Genomic DNA, 17,615 nt, shown 5'->3' on the forward strand with positions numbered 1-17,615 from the left:
TTCGTGACTCCTCAGGGGATGCGTTAGTGAAACTTGTTCTAGATAAACGGAAGCGGATACGCTCCCGCTGAACTGCACCAAGGAGGGGGCGCGAGTGACCGCAGAGGCCGCGCAGGAGACCGGGGCCGACCCGCTTCGAGCAGCACCCCCCACCGCCGCCGAGGAACGGCCGCTGCGCATCGCGCTGCTCAGCTACAAGGGGAATCCGTTCTGCGGGGGCCAGGGCGTCTATGTGCGCCATCTCTCCCGCGAACTCGCCCGGCTCGGCCACACCGTCGAGGTCATCGGCGCCCAGCCGTACCCGGTGCTCGACGCCGGGGAGGGCGTCACCCTCACCGAGCTGCCCAGCCTGGACCTCTACCGCCAGCCCGACCCGTTCCGCACCCCCCGGCGGGAGGAGTACCGGGACTGGATCGACGCCCTGGAGGTCTCCACCATGTGGACCGGCGGCTTCCCCGAGCCGCTCACCTTCAGCCTGCGCGCCCGCCGTCATCTCGCGGCGCGCCCCGGCCAGTTCGACGTCGTCCACGACAACCAGACCCTGGGCTACGGGCTGCTGGGCCTGGAGAAGCTCGGCTTCCCGCTGGTGACCACCATCCACCACCCGATCACCGTCGACCGGCAGCTGGAGCTGGACGCCGCCGAGGGCTGGAAGCGCCGGTTCTCCGTGCGCCGCTGGTACGGCTTCACCCGGATGCAGAAGCGGGTGGCCCGGCGGCTGCCCTCGGTGCTCACCGTCTCCGGCTCCTCCCGCCGGGAGATCGTGGAGGACCTCGGGGTGCGGCCGGACCGGATCCATGTGGTGCACATCGGCGCGGACACCGGCCTGTTCTCGCCCGACCCCGCCGTCCCGGAGACCCCCGGCCGCATCGTCACCACCTCCAGCGCCGATGTGCCGCTCAAGGGCCTGGTGCATCTGATCGAGGCGCTCGCCAAGGTCCGCACCGAGAACCCCGAGGCGCATCTGGTCGTCGTCGGCAAGCGGCCGGAGGAGGGGCCGGTGGCCACCACCATGGCGCGCCACGGGCTCGAGGACGCCGTCGAGTTCGTCAAGGGCATCAGCGACGCCGAACTGGTGGACCTGGTGCGCGGCGCCCAGATCGCCTGTGTGCCCTCGCTGTACGAGGGGTTCTCGCTGCCCGCCGCCGAGGCCATGGCCACCGGCACCCCGCTGGTCGCCACCACCGGTGGCGCGATACCCGAGGTCGCGGGGGCCGACGGCGAGACCTGTCTGGCCGTACCGCCCGGCGACGCCGACGCGCTCGCCGCGGCCCTGACCCGGCTGCTGGGCGACACCGACCTCAGACGGCGGCTGGGCGCGGCGGGCCGGGAACGGGTGCTGCGGCGCTTCACCTGGGAGCAGGCCGCGCGCGGCACCGTCGAGCAGTACCGCCAGGCGATCGGCGCCGCCGCGCGCACCGCCGCCCGCCGCTGAGCCCCGCTCCACCCCGTGTCACTCCCGCCCCGACCTCTCTCGCCCCCCGACCTCTCTCGCCCCCCGACCTCCTCTCCCGCCTCACGAATCCGCCGGACGAAAGCAGACCCCCCGTGCTGACCGTCGATTTCTCCCGCTTCCCCCTCGCCCCCGGCGATCGCGTCCTCGACCTCGGCTGTGGCGCCGGACGGCACGCCTTCGAGTGCTATCGACGCGGCGCCCAGGTCGTGGCGCTCGACCGCAACGGCGAGGAGATACGCGAGGTGGCCAAGTGGTTCGCCGCCATGAAGGAGGCCGGTGAGGCCCCGGCGGGCGCCACGGCCACCGCCATGGAGGGCGACGCGCTCGCCCTGCCCTTCCCCGACGACAGCTTCGACGTGGTCATCATCTCCGAGGTGATGGAGCACATACCCGACGACAAGGGCGTGCTCGCCGAGATGGTGCGGGTGCTCAGGCCCGGCGGCCGGATCGCCGTCACCGTGCCGCGCTACGGCCCGGAGAAGGTCTGCTGGGCGCTGTCGGACGCCTACCACGAGGTCGAGGGCGGCCATATCCGCATCTACCGCGCCGATGAGCTGCTGGAGCGGATGCGCGAGGCCGGACTGCGGCCGTACGGCACCCACCACGCCCATGCGCTGCACAGCCCCTACTGGTGGCTCAAGTGCGCCTTCGGGGTGGACAACGACAAGGCGCTGCCGGTGCGCGCGTACCACCAGCTGCTGGTGTGGGACATCATGAAGAAGCCGCTGGCCACGCGGCTCGCCGAGCGCGCCCTGAACCCCGTCATCGGCAAGAGCTTCGTGGCGTACGCGACCAAGCCCCACGCCCCGCGTGAGGACCGGGCGTGACGGCGCTCGGACCGCGCCCCGGCCCCCGCACCGAACGGCTCGCGCTGCCCGGGGTGCTCAGCCCCGAGCAGGTGCTGCGCACGGTCGAGGGCATCGCCGCCGTCCAGCGCGCGGACGGCGCCATACCGTGGTTCCGCGGCCACCACCTCGACCCCTGGGACCACATCGAGTCCGCGATGGCGCTGGACGCGGCGGGCGAGCACGAGCGCGCCACGGCCGCCTACCGCTGGCTGGCCCGGCACCAGAACCCCGACGGCTCCTGGTACGCGGCCTACCCCGACACCCCGGACGGCGTGGCCGCCACCGACCCCACCGACCGCGGCCGGGAGTCCAACTTCTGCGCCTACGTGGCCGTCGGTGCCTGGCACCACTACCTCTCCACGGGCGACGACGCCTTCCTCGACCAGAACTGGCCCACCGTCTTCGCCGCCATCGAGTTCGTGCTCGGGCTCCAGCAGAGCGGCGGCCAGATCGGCTGGCGGCACCGCGCCGACGGCACCGTGGACTCCGACGCCCTGCTGACCGGCTCCTCCTCCGTCTACCAGGCGCTGCGCTGCGCGCTGGCCATCGCGGAGCACCGCGAGGAGCCCCAGCCCGACTGGGAGCTGTCGGCCGGGCTGCTCGGCCACGCCATACGCCACCACCCCGAGCGGTTCCTGGACAAGCACCGCTACTCGATGGACTGGTACTACCCGGTCCTCGGCGGCGCGGTCACCGGCGCGGCCGCCAAGGAGCGCATCGAGGAGGGCTGGGACCGCTTCGTGGTCCCCGGACTCGGGGTGCGCTGTGTCTCGCCCAACCCCTGGGTCACCGGCGGCGAGAGCTGCGAACTGGCGCTCGCGCTCTGGGCGATGGGGGAGTCCGACCGCGCGGTGGACATCCTGCGGTGGATCCAGCCGACGCTGCGCGCCGAGGACGGCATGTACTGGACCGGCTACGTCTTCGAGGACGACGCGGTGTGGCCGGAGGAGCGCACGACGTGGACGGCCGGGTCGCTGCTGCTCGCCGTGGCGGCGCTGGGCGGTGACGAGGCGACGACGGCCGTCTTCGGTGGCGAGGGGCTGCCGCGTGGGTTGGACTCGGACTGCTGCGCCTAGGCCGTGGCCGGGCGCTGCTCCTCCGCGATTCGTTGCCGGGTGCCCTGATGGGGTGCGGGGCTGTGTCCATGTGCGGCTCCGCCGTGTGCGCCTGCGGCGGGCTCTTCCCCTCCCCGCCCCTTCCCACAGCGTCGATATGCGGCTCCGCCGCGTGGTGGGGCTTCGCCCCAGACCCCGCGGTCCAGGGGCGGAGCCGCGTATCGATGCGCCCCGAAGGGGCGCGGGGCTGTGCCGATGTGCGGCTCCGCCGCGTGGGCGCGACCGGCCACAACGGCGCCGCGGACGATCGACGACAGGTCGGGCCAGCCCCCGGGGGTCTGGGGCGGAGCCCCAGTTGTGGGAAGGGGCGGGGAGGGGAACAGCCCGCCGCCAGGCGTCACGTACCGTCGGACGCCCGCTAGCCGCGGCGGAGCCGCCCCGCGATGGCGTGGCCGATGAAGAGGTACACCACGGCCGGGAGGCCGTAGTTGAGGACGGTGCGGAGCCAGTCCGTGTCCATCGTGAAGAGGTCATGGGACCAGCCGGCGAGCCAGCTCGCCGCGTCATGGACCACCGTGACGAGGTCATTGGCGCGGTTGGCGTCGAGCAGGGCGAACAGGATCCAGAGGCCGAGGATGACGGCCATGACGTCCGCGACGACCGCCACGACGGTCGCCGCCTGGTTGCTTCCGTGGCGATAACTTCGTGACATGCCTCACGTGTTGCCCCGCGAAGCGAGGCCAAACCCAGCGCGACCGCACACCCGTACGAGGCGGTCGGTCGGCCCGGTACGACGCGCTTCGGTCCGCGTTTCAGCCCGCCAGCTCCGCCAGCACCCGCAACGTCCCGAGGTCCGGCGCCAGCGCCAGCAGATCCGTGATCGGGCCCTTGCGCCACAACTCCAGCCGCTCCGCGATCCGCTCACGCGGCCCGACCAGCGAGATCTCATCGGCGAAGGCGTCCGGCACCGTCTCGATCGCCTCCGCGCGCCGCCCCGCCAGGAACAGCTCCTGCACCCGGCGCGCCTCGGCCTCGTAGCCGAAGCGGGCCATCAGATCGGCGTGGAAGTTCCGGGCCGCGTGGCCCATCCCGCCGATGTAGAAGCCGAGCATCGCCTTGACCGGCTTCAGCCCCTCCGCCACATCGGCGCACACCCGCACCTGTGTCATCGGCGCCACCATGAAGCCGTCCCGGGCGTCGGCCAGCGTCGCCTGGTAGAGCTCCGTCCGCGACGGCGACCAGTACAGCGGCAGCCAGCCGTCGGCGATGCGCACGGTCTGGGCGATGTTCTTGGGCCCCTCCGCTCCGAGCAGCACCGGGAGGTCGGCGCGCAGCGGATGGACGATGGGCTTGAGGGGTTTGCCGAGGCCGGTGGCGTCCGGACCGGCGTAGGGGTGCGGATGGTAGCGCCCGTCGAGCCGCACCGGCGCCTCGCGGTTCAGCACCTGCCGGATGACCTCGACATACTCCCGGGTCGCCGTCAGCGGGCTCTTGGGGAACGGGCGTCCGTACCAGCCCTCGACCACCTGCGGTCCGGACAGCCCCAGCCCCAGCATCATCCGGCCGCCGGAGAGATGGTCCAGGGTGAGCGCCTGCATCGCGGTGGCGGTGGGGGTGCGGGCGGCCATCTGCGCGACCGCCGTGCCGAGCGCGATCCGGGTGGTGTGGGCGGCGAGCCAGGTGAGCGGGGTGAAGGCGTCCGAGCCCCAGGACTCGGCGGTCCACACCGAGTGGTAGCCCAGCCGCTCCGCCTCCTGGGCGAGTTCCAGATGGTGGGGGTCGGGGCCGCGGCCCCAGTAGCCGAGCGCCAGACCGAGCCGCATGTCGAGCCCCCTCGTTCCGCCGGACAGGGTGGAGAACGACGGCTGACGGCACGTCAGCCGCACACCGGCCGGACTGTACGGGCCGGGGCCGCACATGGCAACGGCCCCTCGCCCGAGCGTGACGGGCGAGGGGCCGTGGGTGCGTCATGCGACCCGTGTGCGCATGTCCATCGCGCACGTGCGGGTCAGCCGCGCTGGATCCCCGTGGTGTCCTGGAGCACACCGCGGCGGCCGTCCTGCGTCTGGGCGACCAGCGCCTGACCGCGCTGCTCCACCGCGAGGTACCAGGTGCCGGGGGCCAGTTCGGCGATGGTGCTCGACGAACCGTCCTCCGCGTACAGCGGACGGGCCACCGGGACCGCGAACCAGAACGGGGCGAAGTCCCCGCCACCCGCGGCCGGCGGGGTGGGGGCCGGAGCCTGCTGGCCGCCGAAGGACTGGCCGGGCTGCGGCTGGCCGGGCTGGCCCGGCTGCGGGGTGCCGTACGGCGCGGGGGCGCCGGGCTGGGCACCGCCCGGACCCGGGTAGCCGTACCCCGGCTGCGGGCCCTGGGCGCCGTACGGGGACGGGGCCGGGCCGGAGGCGTTCATCAGCGGGGCCTTGAGAGCCGGGACGCGCTGCGTGAGCAGCGCGACGGCCGCCATCGCCAGGGTGGCGATCAGGCCGAGGATCTGCCCGACGCCCTTGTCGACTCCGTCCGGGCCACCGATGATGGTCCACAGCGAGCTCCAGGCCGCGAAGACCGCGAGCGCCGAGCCCCACTGGTCGAGCGAGAGCCCGAAGAGGTTGCGGCCCGCGGGCTGGAAACGCGCGGAGACGATGAGCGCCGCGGCGATCAGGCCGGCCAGGAAGATCGACGGCAGTACGGGGAAGAAGCTGGACTTCCATCCGTTCTCACCGGCGTCCTTGCAGAAGCTGCTACCGCCGCAGTCGACGGTGTAGAAGTCGAGGAAGGAGGCGATGAACAGCAACACCGCTGCTCCGATCACCACGCCGTCGCCTCGAGTGAGCGAGCGGATGTTCAACGTGAGGTCCTTTGTCGGTTTCGTCTGTACGAGCGCTGCCGCCAGGCGCGATAGCGCGAAGGCGTCGGGGGTGGGCCCCATCGTACGGGTGAATCCGGCCGCGGAGGCCGGGGGTGTCCCATCGGTATCCCGGTCGTGACCTCCCGTTCGGTTGTGGAAGCCCTACTCGTTCAAGAAGTCCGTAATGCCCTGCGCGATACCGCGCGCCGCGCGCTCCCGCCACGCCGTATCGGTCAGTTCGGCGGCGTCCTGGGAGTCGCGCATATTGCCGCACTCGATGAACACCTTGGGAACGGTGGAGAGGTTGAGCCCGCCCAGGTCGCCCCGGACGTCCAACCCGCTGCCGTCGCCGATGTACTGCGCGGGCCCGCTGCCGGTGGCCTTGGCGAAATCGCCGCGCAGCCGCTCGCCGAGCCGGCGGGAGGGCGCGGTGATGGCGGAGGTGTCCGCGCCGCCGCCGCGTACGGACTTGGGCAGGATCACATGGAAGCCGCGCTCCCCGGCGGCCGCGCCGTCCGCGTGCACGGAGACCACGGCGTCGGCGTGGGCCTTGTTGCCGATCTCCGCGCGCTCGTCCACGCACGGCCCGTACGGCCGGTCGCCGTCCTGGGTGAACCGCACCGTGGCGCCGCGCGCTTCGAGCAGGGTCCGGGCGCGGCGCGCCACATCGAGGGTGAAGGACGCCTCGGGGTAACCGGAGTTGGTGGCCGTGCCCGTGGTGTCGCACTCCTTCTTCTCGGTGCCGATGTCCACGAGCCGGGCGATCCGCGAGGGGTGGTCGCGGTTGTGCGGATTGTGGCCGGGGTCGATCACCACGACCTTGCCCTCGAGGGGCTTTCCGGGCGCTCCGGGCTCCCCGGATGAGGCGGGCGGGGTGGGCGGGGCGGACGCGCCGGACGACGGGGGCGGCGGGGAGGACGTCGAGGAGGTCGTGGGCCCGCCCGTCCCGCCCGCCCCGCCCGCGCCGTCGTCCTTCGTACCGCCCAGGGAACTCCACAGCAGCCAGCCGACGAAGCAGGTCGGTATCAGCGCCACCAGAACGATGGCGAGGGTGCCGCGGCGACGACCGGGCTCTGGAGGAAAGCTGCCGTAGGACACGCGGGCGATGGTAGCGGCCCGGCCGGTGCACATCGGGCGCCGGGCGGGTAGCGGCCCGGCGGGCCCGGCCGCCCAGCCCTCGGCGGTCGCGCCGCCTCGTCCGCGCCGCCTCGTCCGCGCCGCCTCGTCCGGGTCGCCTCGGCCGGGGCGGGCGCCGCACCTTGTCACCGGGCGTGGCGGCCGCCGGCCTTCCGGCAGGCCCCGGCCGCGCGGGCGCGCTCACCGCGGATGCCTCAGCGGGGGACGGGGCGTCGGCCGCTGCCTGTCGCCGGGGGCGGGGCGTCGGCCGCCAACCGTCACCGGGGCGGGCGGGGGGCCAAGCCGGGCGCCCGGCCATGTGCTCGCGATCAGGCGGGCGGGGCGGCGGCGCCTCAGGCCCCGGCCTCAGGCCCCGGCCTCAGGCCCCGGGGCCGGTGGCGCCCGCCGTGCGGCGCAGGACGCGGAGTGAGCGGGTGGCGGAGACCTCGGTGAACGCGCCGGAGGCGAGCGCGCGGCGGTAGATCCGGTACGGCGCCTGGCCGCCGTCGGCCGGGTCGGGGAAGACGTCGTGGATCACCAGCAGCCCGCCCGGCGCGATATGCGGCGCCCAGCCCTCGTAGTCGGCGCTCGCGTGCTCGTCGGTGTGGCCGCCGTCGATGAACACCAGCCCGACCGGCTTCCCCCACACCGCCGCGACCCGCGGGGACCGCCCGACCACGGCGATGACGTGGTCCTCGAGGCCCGCCCGGTGGAGGGTGCGGCGGAAGGTGGGCAGTGTGTCCATCCGCCCCACCTCGGGGTCGACCACCTCCGGGTCGTGGTACTCCCAGCCCGGCTGCTGCTCCTCGGAGCCCCGGTGGTGGTCGACGGTCACGGCGACCGTCCCGGCCGCGCGGGCGGCGTCGGCCAGCAGGATCGTGGAGCGCCCGCAGTACGTGCCGACCTCCACCAGCGGCAGCCCCGGCGCCGCCGCCCGCACGGCCGCGGCATACAGGGCAAGCCCCTCGTCCAGCGGCATGAAGCCCTTCGCCGCCTCGAAGGCGTCGAGCACGGTGCGGTCGGGGGCCGCGGGCGCGGCGGCGGCAGCAGGCTGAGTCACCCGCTCATCCTGCCGCACCGCCATCGGCCCGCGGCGCCCGGGGCCACGGCCCCGTGACGGGTGCCCACCGGGGAGGTACTCAGCGGGTCAGAGCCAGCTACGACGGCGCCGCAGTCGGCCCACGGCGCATCGCGACACGTCCAGCGGGGGGCTTAGGTCTTGCGCCGTACCCAAATGCGCGGAAATGCCGATGCGTATGAGGGGTTCCGGATGCGAGCATCGCCGTCATGTCCACCCCAGCGCCCCTCCCCTCGGAAACCGCGGCCGCCGCCCGGGCCCCGCGCACCCCGCCCCCCGTGTGGGCGGTCCTGCTGGCCGCCTGCGCCGGACAGTTCCTGGTGGTGCTCGACATATCGGTGGTGAACGTCGCGCTGCCGTCGATGCGTACGGACCTGGGACTCGGCGAGACCGGGCTGCAATGGGTGGTGAACGCCTACGCGCTCACCTTCGCCGGGTTCCTGATGCTCGGCGGGCGCGCGGCCGACCTCTTCGGGCGCAAACGGGTCTTCCTCGCCGGGCTCGGGCTGTTCACCGCGGCCAGCCTGGCCGGTGGTGTCGCCCAGCAGCCCTGGCAGCTGATCGCCGCCCGCGCCCTTCAGGGCATCGGCGCGGCCGTGCTCTCCCCGGCCACCCTCACCATCCTCACCACCACCTTCCCGACCGGCTCCGCCCGCAACCGGGCCATCGGCACCTGGACCGCGGTCGGCGCCGGCGGGGGCGCGGCGGGCGCGCTGGTCGGCGGTGTGCTCACCGAGTACCTGTCCTGGCGCTGGGTGCTGCTGGTCAATGTGCCGGTGGGCATCGTGGTGCTGGTGGCCGCGGCGGTGTGGCTGGCCGAGGGCCGCTCCGGGACGGCGCGGCGGCTCGACGCACCGGGCGCGGTGCTGGTCACGGCGGGCGTCGCGGCGCTCGCGTACGGCATCGTGCAGACCGAACCGCACGGCTGGACCGCCGCCGCCTCGCTCGGCCCCCTGCTCGCCGGGCTCGTGCTGCTCGCGGTGTTCGTGGCCGTCGAGGCACGGACCGAGGAGCCGCTGATGCCGCTGCGGCTGTTCCGTATCCGGGCGGTGTCGGCGGCGAACGCGGTGATGGTGGTGTGCGGCGGCGGCATGTTCGCCATGTGGTACTTCATGACGCTCTACCTCCAGAACGTGCTCCACTACAGCCCGGTCAAGGCCGGTCTCGCCTTCCTCCCGCACAGCCTGTCGATCGTCCTCGGCTCGAAGCTCGCGCCCCGGCTGATGGCCCGGGTGGACGGCAAGCTGCTGGCGATCGTGGGCGGTTCGCTGGCCGTCGTCGGCTACGCGTGGCAGAGCCGGATGGGCGCCGACGGCACCTATGTGGGGACGGTCCTGGGCCCGGCGATCATCATGTCGCTCGGGAGCGGGCTGATGATGACCCCGCTCGCCGCCTCCGCCACCTCCGGCGCCGCCCCCTCCGAGGCGGGGCTGGTGTCCGGGCTGGTCAACACCTCACGGCAGCTCGGCGGCGCGCTCGGCCTGACCGTGCTGGCCACGGTCGCGGCCGAGCGGATCACGGCGCACGGCGGAGGTGGGCCTGAGGCGCTCGCGGCCGGGTACGGCCGCGCCTTCGTGGTGGCCACCGGGATCATCGCGACGGCGGTGGTGCTGATGGCCGTCCTGCTGCCGCGTACGCCCGCGGTCGCGGTCACCCGCGGCTCCTCGTAGCCGCCTTACAGCCAGCCGTTCTGGCGGGCGGCGCGGACGGCCTCCATGCGGTTGCGGGTCTGGGTCTTGCCGATGGCCGAGGAGAGATAGTTGCGCACGGTGGCGGGGGAGAGGTGGACCTTGGCCGCGATGTCCGCGACCGTCGCCCCGTCCACCGCCGCCGAGAGCACATCGCGCTCGCGCTGGGTCAGCGGGTTGGGGCCCGCGCTGAGGGCGGCGGCGGCCAGGCCCGGGTCGATCACGCGCTCACCGGCCAGCACCCGGCGGATCGCCACGGCCAGCTCCTCCACCGGGCCGTCCTTGACCAGGAACCCGGCCGCCCCCGCCTCCATCGCCCGGCGCAGATAGCCGGGGCGGCCGAAGGTGGTGAGGATCAGCACCTGGCACTCCGGCAGCGCCTCGCGCAGCGCGCCGGCCGCGTCCAGACCGCTGCGGCCGGGCAGCTCGATGTCGAGCAGCGCCACATCGGGCCGGGTCTCCAGGGCCCGGGGCACGATCTCGTCCCCGTTCCCGAGCTGCGCGACGATCTCGAAGTCGTCCTCCAGCCCCAGCAGCAGGGCGAGCGCGCCCCGCATCATCCCCTGGTCCTCGGCGAGCAGGAGCTTGATCACGCCTGTCGCGTCCCGCACGCCCTGCACGCCCTGCGCGTCCTCCGCCTCGTTCACGACGTCCGGGCTCCCTCGACCTCGGCCTCCACCACGTCCTCCGTATCCACCGGCAGTTCGGCGACGAGCCGGAAGCCCCGGCGCCCGGCGGGGCCGGACTCCAGCGAGCCGCCCGCCGCGGCCAGCCGCTCGGCCAGGCCCTTGAGCCCCGTACCGCCGGTCGTCGGACTGCCGGTCGTCGGACTGCCGGTCTTCGGACCGCCGTCCGCGTTCGTACCGGTGGCACGGGAGCCTACGCCGCCCCCGTCGTCCGTGATCTCCAGCCGTACCCGGTCCATGCCGCTCCGCACCTCGATCTCGCACCGGGACGCCCCGCTGTGCCGCACCACATTGGTGACGCCCTCGCGGACCACCCACCCCAGCAGCGCCTCGGTCTGCGGGGCCAGCGGCGGCCCCTCGCGGCGGACGACGGCCTCGATACCGGCGGCATCCAGCGCCGAGCGGGCCCGGTCCAGCTCGGTGGCCAGACTGCCCTCGCGATAGCCGGTCACGGCCTCGCGGATCTCGGTGAGCGCCTGCCGTCCCACCGCCTCGATGTCCGCGGCCTGCCCCAGCGCGGCCTCCAGGTTCTTCGGGGCGAGCCGACGCACCGCCTCCGCCTTGACCACGACGACCGACATGGTGTGGCCGAGCAGGTCGTGCAGATCGCGGGAGAACCGCAGCCGCTCCCTCTCCACCGCCGTACGGGCCAGCTCCTGGCGGGTCGCGCGGAGCTGGGCCACGGTCTCGAAGAGCGACAGGATGGCCGCCGTCACCAGGCCGGACAGCATGGTGCCGTAGGAGACCGTGAGCGAGTCCGAGGCGCCGCCGCGGAGCCCGGCGATGATTCCGGCGGAGACGGACAGGGTGATGATGACGGGCCCCAGCTTCCGCCTCCCCCCGCGCAGCACGATCCCGGAGGCCAGCGACAGCAGTGGGAAGCACAGCAGCCAGTTCCCGGCGTAGCCGATGCCCAGCGCATAGGTGACCGCCGCCAACCCGGCCAGCGCCAGCAGCGGGGTCCTGGTGTGGCGGCGGCGCTCGTCGAGGGCGGTGAAGACGGTGGTGAGATAGAGCGCCATGAAGGCCGCCACCCCCGCGCCGCCGAGCCACGGCAGCGGCGTCTTCCCCTTGAAGAGCGCCTGCACGTCCCCCGTGAGCATGAAGAGCCAGGGCACGAAGGCCAGGCGGCCCGGTGGCTTGAGGCGCTCGATGTGCTCGGCGGCATACATGCGTCCGACCTTACGGATCCCCGTATGAGCTGGGCAGATGCGGATGTCGGGGGATGGCCGTGACATTTGTCCCGGGGCCTTCGGCACCCAGGTCGCCGCCACCTGACGGGCCGTCAGCGCGCGTCGTCCGTACCCTTCCCCCTTCGGGGCGATTGGGCTATACAGGGTGCCATCGGCTAGAACGCGTTCTACATGTCCACGCGGACGACGTGACCCTGCCGACCAGCGACGACCCCGGCACGGCCGACGGTGCGGACGGGCGGGCCGGGGTCTTCGGACCGTGGCCCAGCGAGCGGACCAAGGAGTGGTGTCGCCCCATGCCCATCGATGTCGCGAAGGCCGTCTCGGCCGAACCCCGGAGCACGGCTCTCATCTGGGGGCAGAAGGACATCCAGCTCTACCACCTGGGCATCGGCGCCGGAATCCCCGCGACCGACCCCCAGGAGCTCCGCTACACCCTGGAGAGCAAGCTCCATGTGCTGCCCAGCTTCGCGACCGTCGCGGGCGGCGGGATGGCGGTCGCCGGGGGCATGGCCGCACCCGGTATCGACGTCGACCTCGCCGCGGTCCTGCACGGCGGCCAGACCGTCGAACTGCACCGGCCCATCCCGCTCGGCGGGGACGCCACCCAGACCTCGAAGGTCGCCGCCGTCTACGACAAGGGCAAGGCGGCGGTCATCGTGCTGCGCTCCGACGTGGCCGACGCGGACGGCCCGCTGTGGACCTGCGACACCCGGATCTTCGTCCGGGGCGAGGGCGGCTTCGGCGGTGAGCGTGGCCCCTCCGACCGCCTGGAGCCCCCGGCCCGCGAACCGGACCGCACCGTGGAGCGGGCCATCCGCGAGGACCAGGCGCTGCTCTACCGGCTCTCCGGGGACTGGAACCCGCTCCACGCCGACCCCGAGTTCGCCAAGCTGGCGGGGTTCGAGAAGCCCATCCTGCACGGGCTGTGCTCGTACGGGATGGTGCTCAAGGCGGTCGTGGACACGGCGCTGGACGGGGAGGTGGCCCGGGTGCGCTCGTACACCACCCGCTTCGCCGGGGTCGCGTATCCGGGCGAGACCCTGCGCGTCCGGATGTGGCAGGACGAGGGGCGCGTCCAGGTGACGGCGACCGCCGTCGAGCGGGACGACGCACCGGTCCTCACCGACACCATCGTCGAACACGCCTGAGACCACGCACGCCTGAGACCACGCACGCCTGAGACCACGCACGCTCGAGACCACGCACGCTCGAGAACACGCACGCTCGACATCACGAGGAGCCGCTGTGCGCGCAGCCGTACTTCACGAGACGGGACAGGACAAGCTCGAGGTCCTCGACGACATCGAGGCGGTGGGCTTCGGCCCCGGCAAGGTCCGGCTGCGGCTGAGGGCCACCGGGCTGTGCCACTCCGACCTCTCCGCGATGGCCGGGGTGCTGCCGCAGCCCGCGCCGTTCGTCCCCGGCCACGAGGGCGCGGGCGAGATCCTCGAGGTGGGCGACGGGGTGACCGGGCTGAGCGCCGGCGACCGGGTGCTGGTGTGCTGGCTGCCCGCGTGCGGCGGCTGTCCGTCCTGTCAGCGCGGTCAGACCGAGCTGTGCCTGACCGGGTTCATGAACGCCGGAACCCCCAACTTCCGCCGCCCGGGCGGCAGCCCGGAGGACGTCTTCGGCATGTCCGGGACCGGCACCTTCGCCGAGGAGATCGTCCTGGCCGCGCCCTGCGCCGTGCCGATCCCCGACGACGTCCCGTACGACATCGCGGCGCTCATCGGCTGCGGGGTGACCACCGGGCTCGGAGCCGTCTTCAACACCGCCCGGGTGGAGGCCGGTTCATCGGTCGCGGTCATCGGCTGCGGCGGGGTGGGCATCAGCGTCATCCAGGGGGCGAGGGCGTCGGGCGCGGCGCAGATCGTCGCCGTCGACCCCGTGGAGTCGCGGCGCGAGGCCGCGCTGCGCTTCGGCGCCACCGAGGCGGTGGCCCCGGACGGTCTCGACACCGCCAAGAACAGCGTCACGGCGGGCGAGGGCTTCGACTACGTCTTCGAGGTCGTGGGCCGCTCCGCCACCGCCCGCCGGGCGTACGAGATCACCCGGCGCGGCGGCACGCTGTGCGTGGTCGGCGCCGGGGCGCTGGACGACTTCCTCCAGCTCAACATGTTCGAGCTGTTCTTCGACGAGAAGCGGATCCTGCCCTCGCTGTACGGCGGCGGCGATGTGCTCCGCTCCTACCGGCGCACCATCGACCTGTGGCGGGCGGGCCGGCTCGACCTCGAAGGTCTGATCACCCACCGGGTGCGGCTCGGCGAGATCAACGACGCGATCGGCCAGATGCGGACCGGGGAGGCGCTGCGCACATGCATCGAGATGTGACCGGCCCGCTGACCGGGAAGACCGCGATCGTCACCGGCGCCGGGCGCGGCCTCGGCCGTGCCGAGGCCCTGGAGCTGGGGCGGCTGGGCGCCAGTGTCGTCGTCAACGACTACGGGCAGGGCGGACGCGACGGCAGCGGCGAGGCATCGGCGGGACCCGCCGAACAGGTCGCCGAGGAGATCCGCGCGGCCGGTGGCCGGGCCACGGCGCACGCGGGCGACGTGGCCGACTTCGGGCAGGCGGGCGAGCTGGTCCGGCTCGCGATCGACACCTACGGCACGCTGGACATCCTGGTCAACAACGCGGGCATCCTGCGCGACCGGATGGTCTTCTCGATGAGTGAGGACGAGTGGGACTCGGTGATCCGGGTCCACCTCAAGGGCCACTTCAACACCATCCGCTTCGCCGCCGCGCACTGGCGCGAGCGGTCCAAGGCGGCGGACGGCGGCCCGGTGCACGGCCGGGTGGTGAACACCTCCTCCGAGGCGTTCCTCGCCGGTTCGCCGGGCCAGCCGAACTACGCGGCGGCCAAGGGCGGCATCGTCGGGCTCACCACCTCCACGGCGGTGGCCCTCGCCAAGTACGGGGTGACGGCCAACACCATCTGCCCGCGCGCCCGCACCCGGATGACCGAGGACGTCTTCGCCGACTTCGAGCTCCCGGAGGACGGCCGCCTCGACGCACTCGCCCCGGAACACGTGGCCCCGCTGGTCGGCTATCTCGCCTCACCGGCCGCGGCGAAGGTGAACGGCCAGGTGTTCGTCGTGCACGGCGGCATGCTGGCGATCCTGGAGCGGCCGAAGGTGGCGGCGAAGGTGGACGCGAAGGGGGACGCCTTCGGCTTCGAGGAGCTGGACGCGGCGCTGACGCCGTACTTCGCGGAGCGGGGCGGGGAGGGCTTCGCGGCGGTGGAGGTGCTGGGGCTCAAGCGGGGGTGAGGTGCCGCCGGCCGGGGGCATCCCGCGATCGCGGGACGCCCCCGGGGCACCTACGGTCTTGGGGTCTTGACGGTCGTCAGGAGCCGTTCTCGTTCGGGCGACGGTGGCGGCCGTGGACCGGTGCCTGGGTCTCCTCGGACGCGGCCTGCCCCCGGTGCTTGCCCTGAGCGCCATCGGCCTGGGCCGCGGCGGCGTCCCGCGGGCGCGCCTGAGTCGTGTCGATGTGGGTTTCGGACATGGTGGGTACGTCACCCCGTCAGATCGCTTTGTACTGTGCGAAAGGGGCTGACCACGATGTCGCACGACGTTCCATGCGCATCACCCGAGGCGTCCCACGTGTGAACGCAGGGATGCGCAGCCCCTGACTCAGTCTAACCAAGTGGGTGATCCCGGACCCATCGGGGTGGCCGCGGCCGGGGTGGCCGAGCGAGCGGTGCCTGCTGTAGCGGTACGGGCCGCAGGGCGGGGCTCAGACCGGCCCCGGGGGCGGGCTCCGGCTCGGGCCCCATCTCCTGCTCGACCCCGGCCCACGACCCGGTCCCACCCCACGGCTCGACCCCGGATCCGCACTCGGGCTCGGGCACCCGCTCGTGTACGGGCAGTGGCGTCGGCTCGTGTACGGGCATCTCGTGCATGGGCAGCGGCGTCGGCTCGTGTACGGGCATCGGCACCGGTTGGTGTACGGGCATCGGCGCCCGCTCCCGTAGCGGCATCGGCTCGGGTGCCCGGGACGGCATCGGCGTCGGCTCTGGCGTCGGCCCGGACGCTCGCACGGGGGCGGACGCGCCGGGCCCGCCGACCCGGGTCCACGGTGTGATCCTGGTCGCGATCCCGGCCGCGGGCGCCGTCGCCCGCGACGCCTGAACGCCCTGCGCCTCGGCCGGAACCGGGCCGGACACCTCCGCCACCTGGCCGGACGGCTGGGTCGCCGGTGTCACCCGCGCGGTCCGCCGCGCTCCCGTCGCCTGGTCCGGCCCCCACGGCGTCGTCGCCTCGTCCGGCCCCCACGGCGTCGCCGTGGCGCCCGGTCTCCATGGCCCCGCCGTGTCGTCCTGCTGCCACGACCCCGTCGGGGCGTCGGGTCTCCATCGCGCCTCCGCCGTCCCGAACGACCCCGTCCCGAACGACCCCACCCCTGACGGCTCCGCCGCCGCGTGGCCCGTGGCACCGCTCGCCCACAAGCCCCCCGACAGCCTCGGTGCCGACCCAGCGGCCCCCGCCGCCCCGGATAGGCGCACCCTGGCCAGCCCGCAGGGCACCTGGGAGGTGACGTACGGCAGGCGCAGTTCGCCGTCCCTCGTCCACAGGCCCGCGCCCGGGAGCCAGCCCTCCGGGGCCGGGAACTCGCGCAGCCGCCGCTCCGCCGGGCGCCATACGCCCACCCACGGCCGCCCGGCCCCGGCCCCGGGCCCGGCCCCGGATCCGCCCCGTCCGTCGATGCGGAAGGCGACCGCGCACACCTCGGGCGTCAGCACCTGCCCCGGCTGCATCGCGAACGGCGTGGCCTCCGACCACCCCGCGGGCCGCAGACAGTCCGGGAACCGCACCGGCCGGGTGCTGCCCAGCACGCCCCAGCCCAGTCGCTGCTCGCCGGGTGCGTCGGACCGTACGAGAAGCAGACCGCTGTCGGGGTCGGCGAGCAGCAGCCGGTCGTCGCTGCGCTCGGTGATCTGGAGCAGCGGGCTGGTCTCGCCGCCGCGCCGCAGATCGACCACGACGGCCTTCGTACGGCCGTCGAGTTCGCGGTCGAGGGCCAGCAGCCGGCCCGTACGGTCCAGCCAACTGCCGCCCGTACATCGGCCGGGCACCTCGGCCAGGTGCTGGGGGGCGAGGACGCCGCCGCCGAACAGCAGCCAGACGGAGGTGGACCGCGCCCCGCGCCCCAGCGCGAACGCGCACAGGCCGCCGGGCGGGGGCGGCAGCAGCGAGACCTCGGCGCGGTCGATGCCGCCGAGCGGGCGCTCGCCGGTGCCGGGGCCGGTCGGGTAGAGCAGTGAGAAGGTGTGGTGGCCGGCCACCCGGCGGTGGATGAGCACCTGCCCGTCGGCCAGCGGCAGCAACTCGCTGTCCGGCTCCTCGGGCTGGGCGGCGGGCAGCGGTACGGCGTAGGGCTCCGGGCCGTCCAGCGTCCAGCGCTCGGGGTACCAGCAGCCCGTCTCCCCGCCGAGCGCGAGCCGCGCGCCGTACGAGCGGTCCGAGGCGATGGTGAAACCCCCTCGTGGCCGGTGGCCGACGCCCCCGGTGAGGGCGGTGTCGAAGGCACAGGCAGTCATCGGTCACTCACCTCCGGCCACTGAACGTAGTTTTCGCACTTCCTGCCGAAGGCCGTAATAGGCGCGCTCCACCCGTAAGTGTGGCTCTTGCCCGATTCGCCT

The 17,615-nt window shown here is 73.8% G+C and carries 15 protein-coding genes and 1 pseudogene; 7 read left to right on the top strand and 9 right to left on the bottom strand.

All coding sequences use genetic code 11. The features are described 5' to 3' along the window. Window positions 1-94 precede the first annotated feature (94 nt). The 3 genes from KHP12_RS35320 to KHP12_RS35330 all read left to right on the top strand — a co-directional run bounded on the left by KHP12_RS35320 (window position 95) and on the right by KHP12_RS35330 (window position 3,380). Window positions 95-1,435, top strand: a complete 1,341-nt coding sequence (locus KHP12_RS35320) for a glycosyltransferase family 4 protein (RefSeq protein ID WP_210609217.1) — start codon at window positions 95-97, stop codon at window positions 1,433-1,435. Window positions 1,436-1,548: 113 nt separating this feature from the next. Then, complete coding sequence (locus KHP12_RS35325) at window positions 1,549-2,283, top strand: class I SAM-dependent methyltransferase (RefSeq protein ID WP_037947107.1); 735 nt, start codon at window positions 1,549-1,551, stop codon at window positions 2,281-2,283. Then, on the top strand, window positions 2,280-3,380 hold the full coding sequence (locus tag KHP12_RS35330) for a prenyltransferase/squalene oxidase repeat-containing protein (RefSeq protein WP_086886597.1): 1,101 nt from the start codon (window positions 2,280-2,282) through the stop codon (window positions 3,378-3,380). The genes KHP12_RS35325 and KHP12_RS35330 overlap by 4 nt, the downstream gene beginning before the upstream one ends. Before the next feature lie 397 nt (window positions 3,381-3,777). Here the strand turns inward: KHP12_RS35330 and KHP12_RS35335 are convergent, their stop codons facing one another. From KHP12_RS35335 to KHP12_RS35355, 5 genes are all read right to left on the bottom strand, one after another. Continuing rightward, entirely contained in the window at window positions 3,778-4,071 is a 294-nt protein-coding gene (locus tag KHP12_RS35335; protein WP_037947102.1) for a hypothetical protein, read from the bottom strand. Window positions 4,072-4,171: 100 nt separating this feature from the next. Further along, window positions 4,172-5,182: an LLM class F420-dependent oxidoreductase gene (locus KHP12_RS35340; RefSeq protein ID WP_211834946.1), complete on the bottom strand. Its 1,011-nt coding sequence runs from the start codon at window positions 5,180-5,182 to the stop codon at window positions 4,172-4,174. Window positions 5,183-5,367: 185 nt separating this feature from the next. Further along, window positions 5,368-6,207: a DUF5336 domain-containing protein gene (locus KHP12_RS35345; RefSeq protein ID WP_086885603.1), complete on the bottom strand. Its 840-nt coding sequence runs from the start codon at window positions 6,205-6,207 to the stop codon at window positions 5,368-5,370. 162 nt (window positions 6,208-6,369) lie between these two features. Continuing rightward, the gene (locus KHP12_RS35350; RefSeq protein WP_308016973.1) at window positions 6,370-7,305 is read right to left on the bottom strand and encodes an N-acetylmuramoyl-L-alanine amidase; all 936 of its coding nucleotides are present in this window, start codon (window positions 7,303-7,305) and stop codon (window positions 6,370-6,372) included. A 397-nt stretch (window positions 7,306-7,702) separates the two neighbouring features. Then, the gene (locus KHP12_RS35355) at window positions 7,703-8,383 is read right to left on the bottom strand and encodes a class I SAM-dependent methyltransferase (RefSeq protein WP_210609216.1); all 681 of its coding nucleotides are present in this window, start codon (window positions 8,381-8,383) and stop codon (window positions 7,703-7,705) included. A 227-nt stretch (window positions 8,384-8,610) separates the two neighbouring features. Here KHP12_RS35355 and KHP12_RS35360 point away from each other — a divergent pair, with 227 nt between their 5' ends. Next, the gene (locus KHP12_RS35360; RefSeq protein WP_210609214.1) at window positions 8,611-10,071 is read left to right on the top strand and encodes an MFS transporter; all 1,461 of its coding nucleotides are present in this window, start codon (window positions 8,611-8,613) and stop codon (window positions 10,069-10,071) included. 5 nt (window positions 10,072-10,076) lie between these two features. Here the strand turns inward: KHP12_RS35360 and KHP12_RS35365 are convergent, their stop codons facing one another. Continuing rightward, window positions 10,077-10,682 carry a response regulator transcription factor gene (locus KHP12_RS35365; protein ID WP_086885420.1) on the bottom strand — a complete coding sequence of 202 codons (606 nt, stop codon included), beginning with the start codon at window positions 10,680-10,682 and terminating at the stop codon, window positions 10,077-10,079. Window positions 10,683-10,732: 50 nt separating this feature from the next. Beyond that, a complete protein-coding gene (locus KHP12_RS35370; protein ID WP_211834075.1) occupies window positions 10,733-11,947 on the bottom strand; it encodes a sensor histidine kinase in 1,215 nt (404 codons plus the stop codon). A gap of 317 nt (window positions 11,948-12,264) precedes the next feature. Between KHP12_RS35370 and chsH3 the strand changes: the two genes are divergently transcribed. From chsH3 to KHP12_RS35385, 3 genes are all read left to right on the top strand, one after another. Continuing rightward, complete coding sequence (gene chsH3 / locus KHP12_RS35375) at window positions 12,265-13,119, top strand: enoyl-CoA hydratase ChsH3 (RefSeq protein WP_086885421.1); 855 nt, start codon at window positions 12,265-12,267, stop codon at window positions 13,117-13,119. Between the two features lie 97 nt (window positions 13,120-13,216). Beyond that, window positions 13,217-14,302: a Zn-dependent alcohol dehydrogenase gene (locus tag KHP12_RS35380; RefSeq protein WP_086885417.1), complete on the top strand. Its 1,086-nt coding sequence runs from the start codon at window positions 13,217-13,219 to the stop codon at window positions 14,300-14,302. Then, window positions 14,299-15,240, top strand: coding sequence for a 3-oxoacyl-ACP reductase (locus KHP12_RS35385; protein WP_086885418.1), 942 nt, complete (start codon window positions 14,299-14,301; stop codon window positions 15,238-15,240). The genes KHP12_RS35380 and KHP12_RS35385 overlap by 4 nt, the downstream gene beginning before the upstream one ends. Before the next feature lie 76 nt (window positions 15,241-15,316). Here KHP12_RS35385 and KHP12_RS35390 read toward each other — a convergent pair whose 3' ends face one another. Together KHP12_RS35390 and KHP12_RS53840 are read right to left on the bottom strand one after the other, a co-directional pair. Next, the gene (locus KHP12_RS35390) at window positions 15,317-15,478 is read right to left on the bottom strand and encodes a hypothetical protein (RefSeq protein WP_210609212.1); all 162 of its coding nucleotides are present in this window, start codon (window positions 15,476-15,478) and stop codon (window positions 15,317-15,319) included. A gap of 832 nt (window positions 15,479-16,310) precedes the next feature. Then, a pseudogene (locus tag KHP12_RS53840) lies at window positions 16,311-17,513 on the bottom strand (hypothetical protein); the annotation flags it as partial. Between the last annotated feature and the right edge of the window lie 102 nt (window positions 17,514-17,615).

The sequence above is a fragment of the Streptomyces asiaticus genome, assembly GCF_018138715.1.
GTDB lineage: Bacteria > Actinomycetota > Actinomycetes > Streptomycetales > Streptomycetaceae > Streptomyces > Streptomyces asiaticus.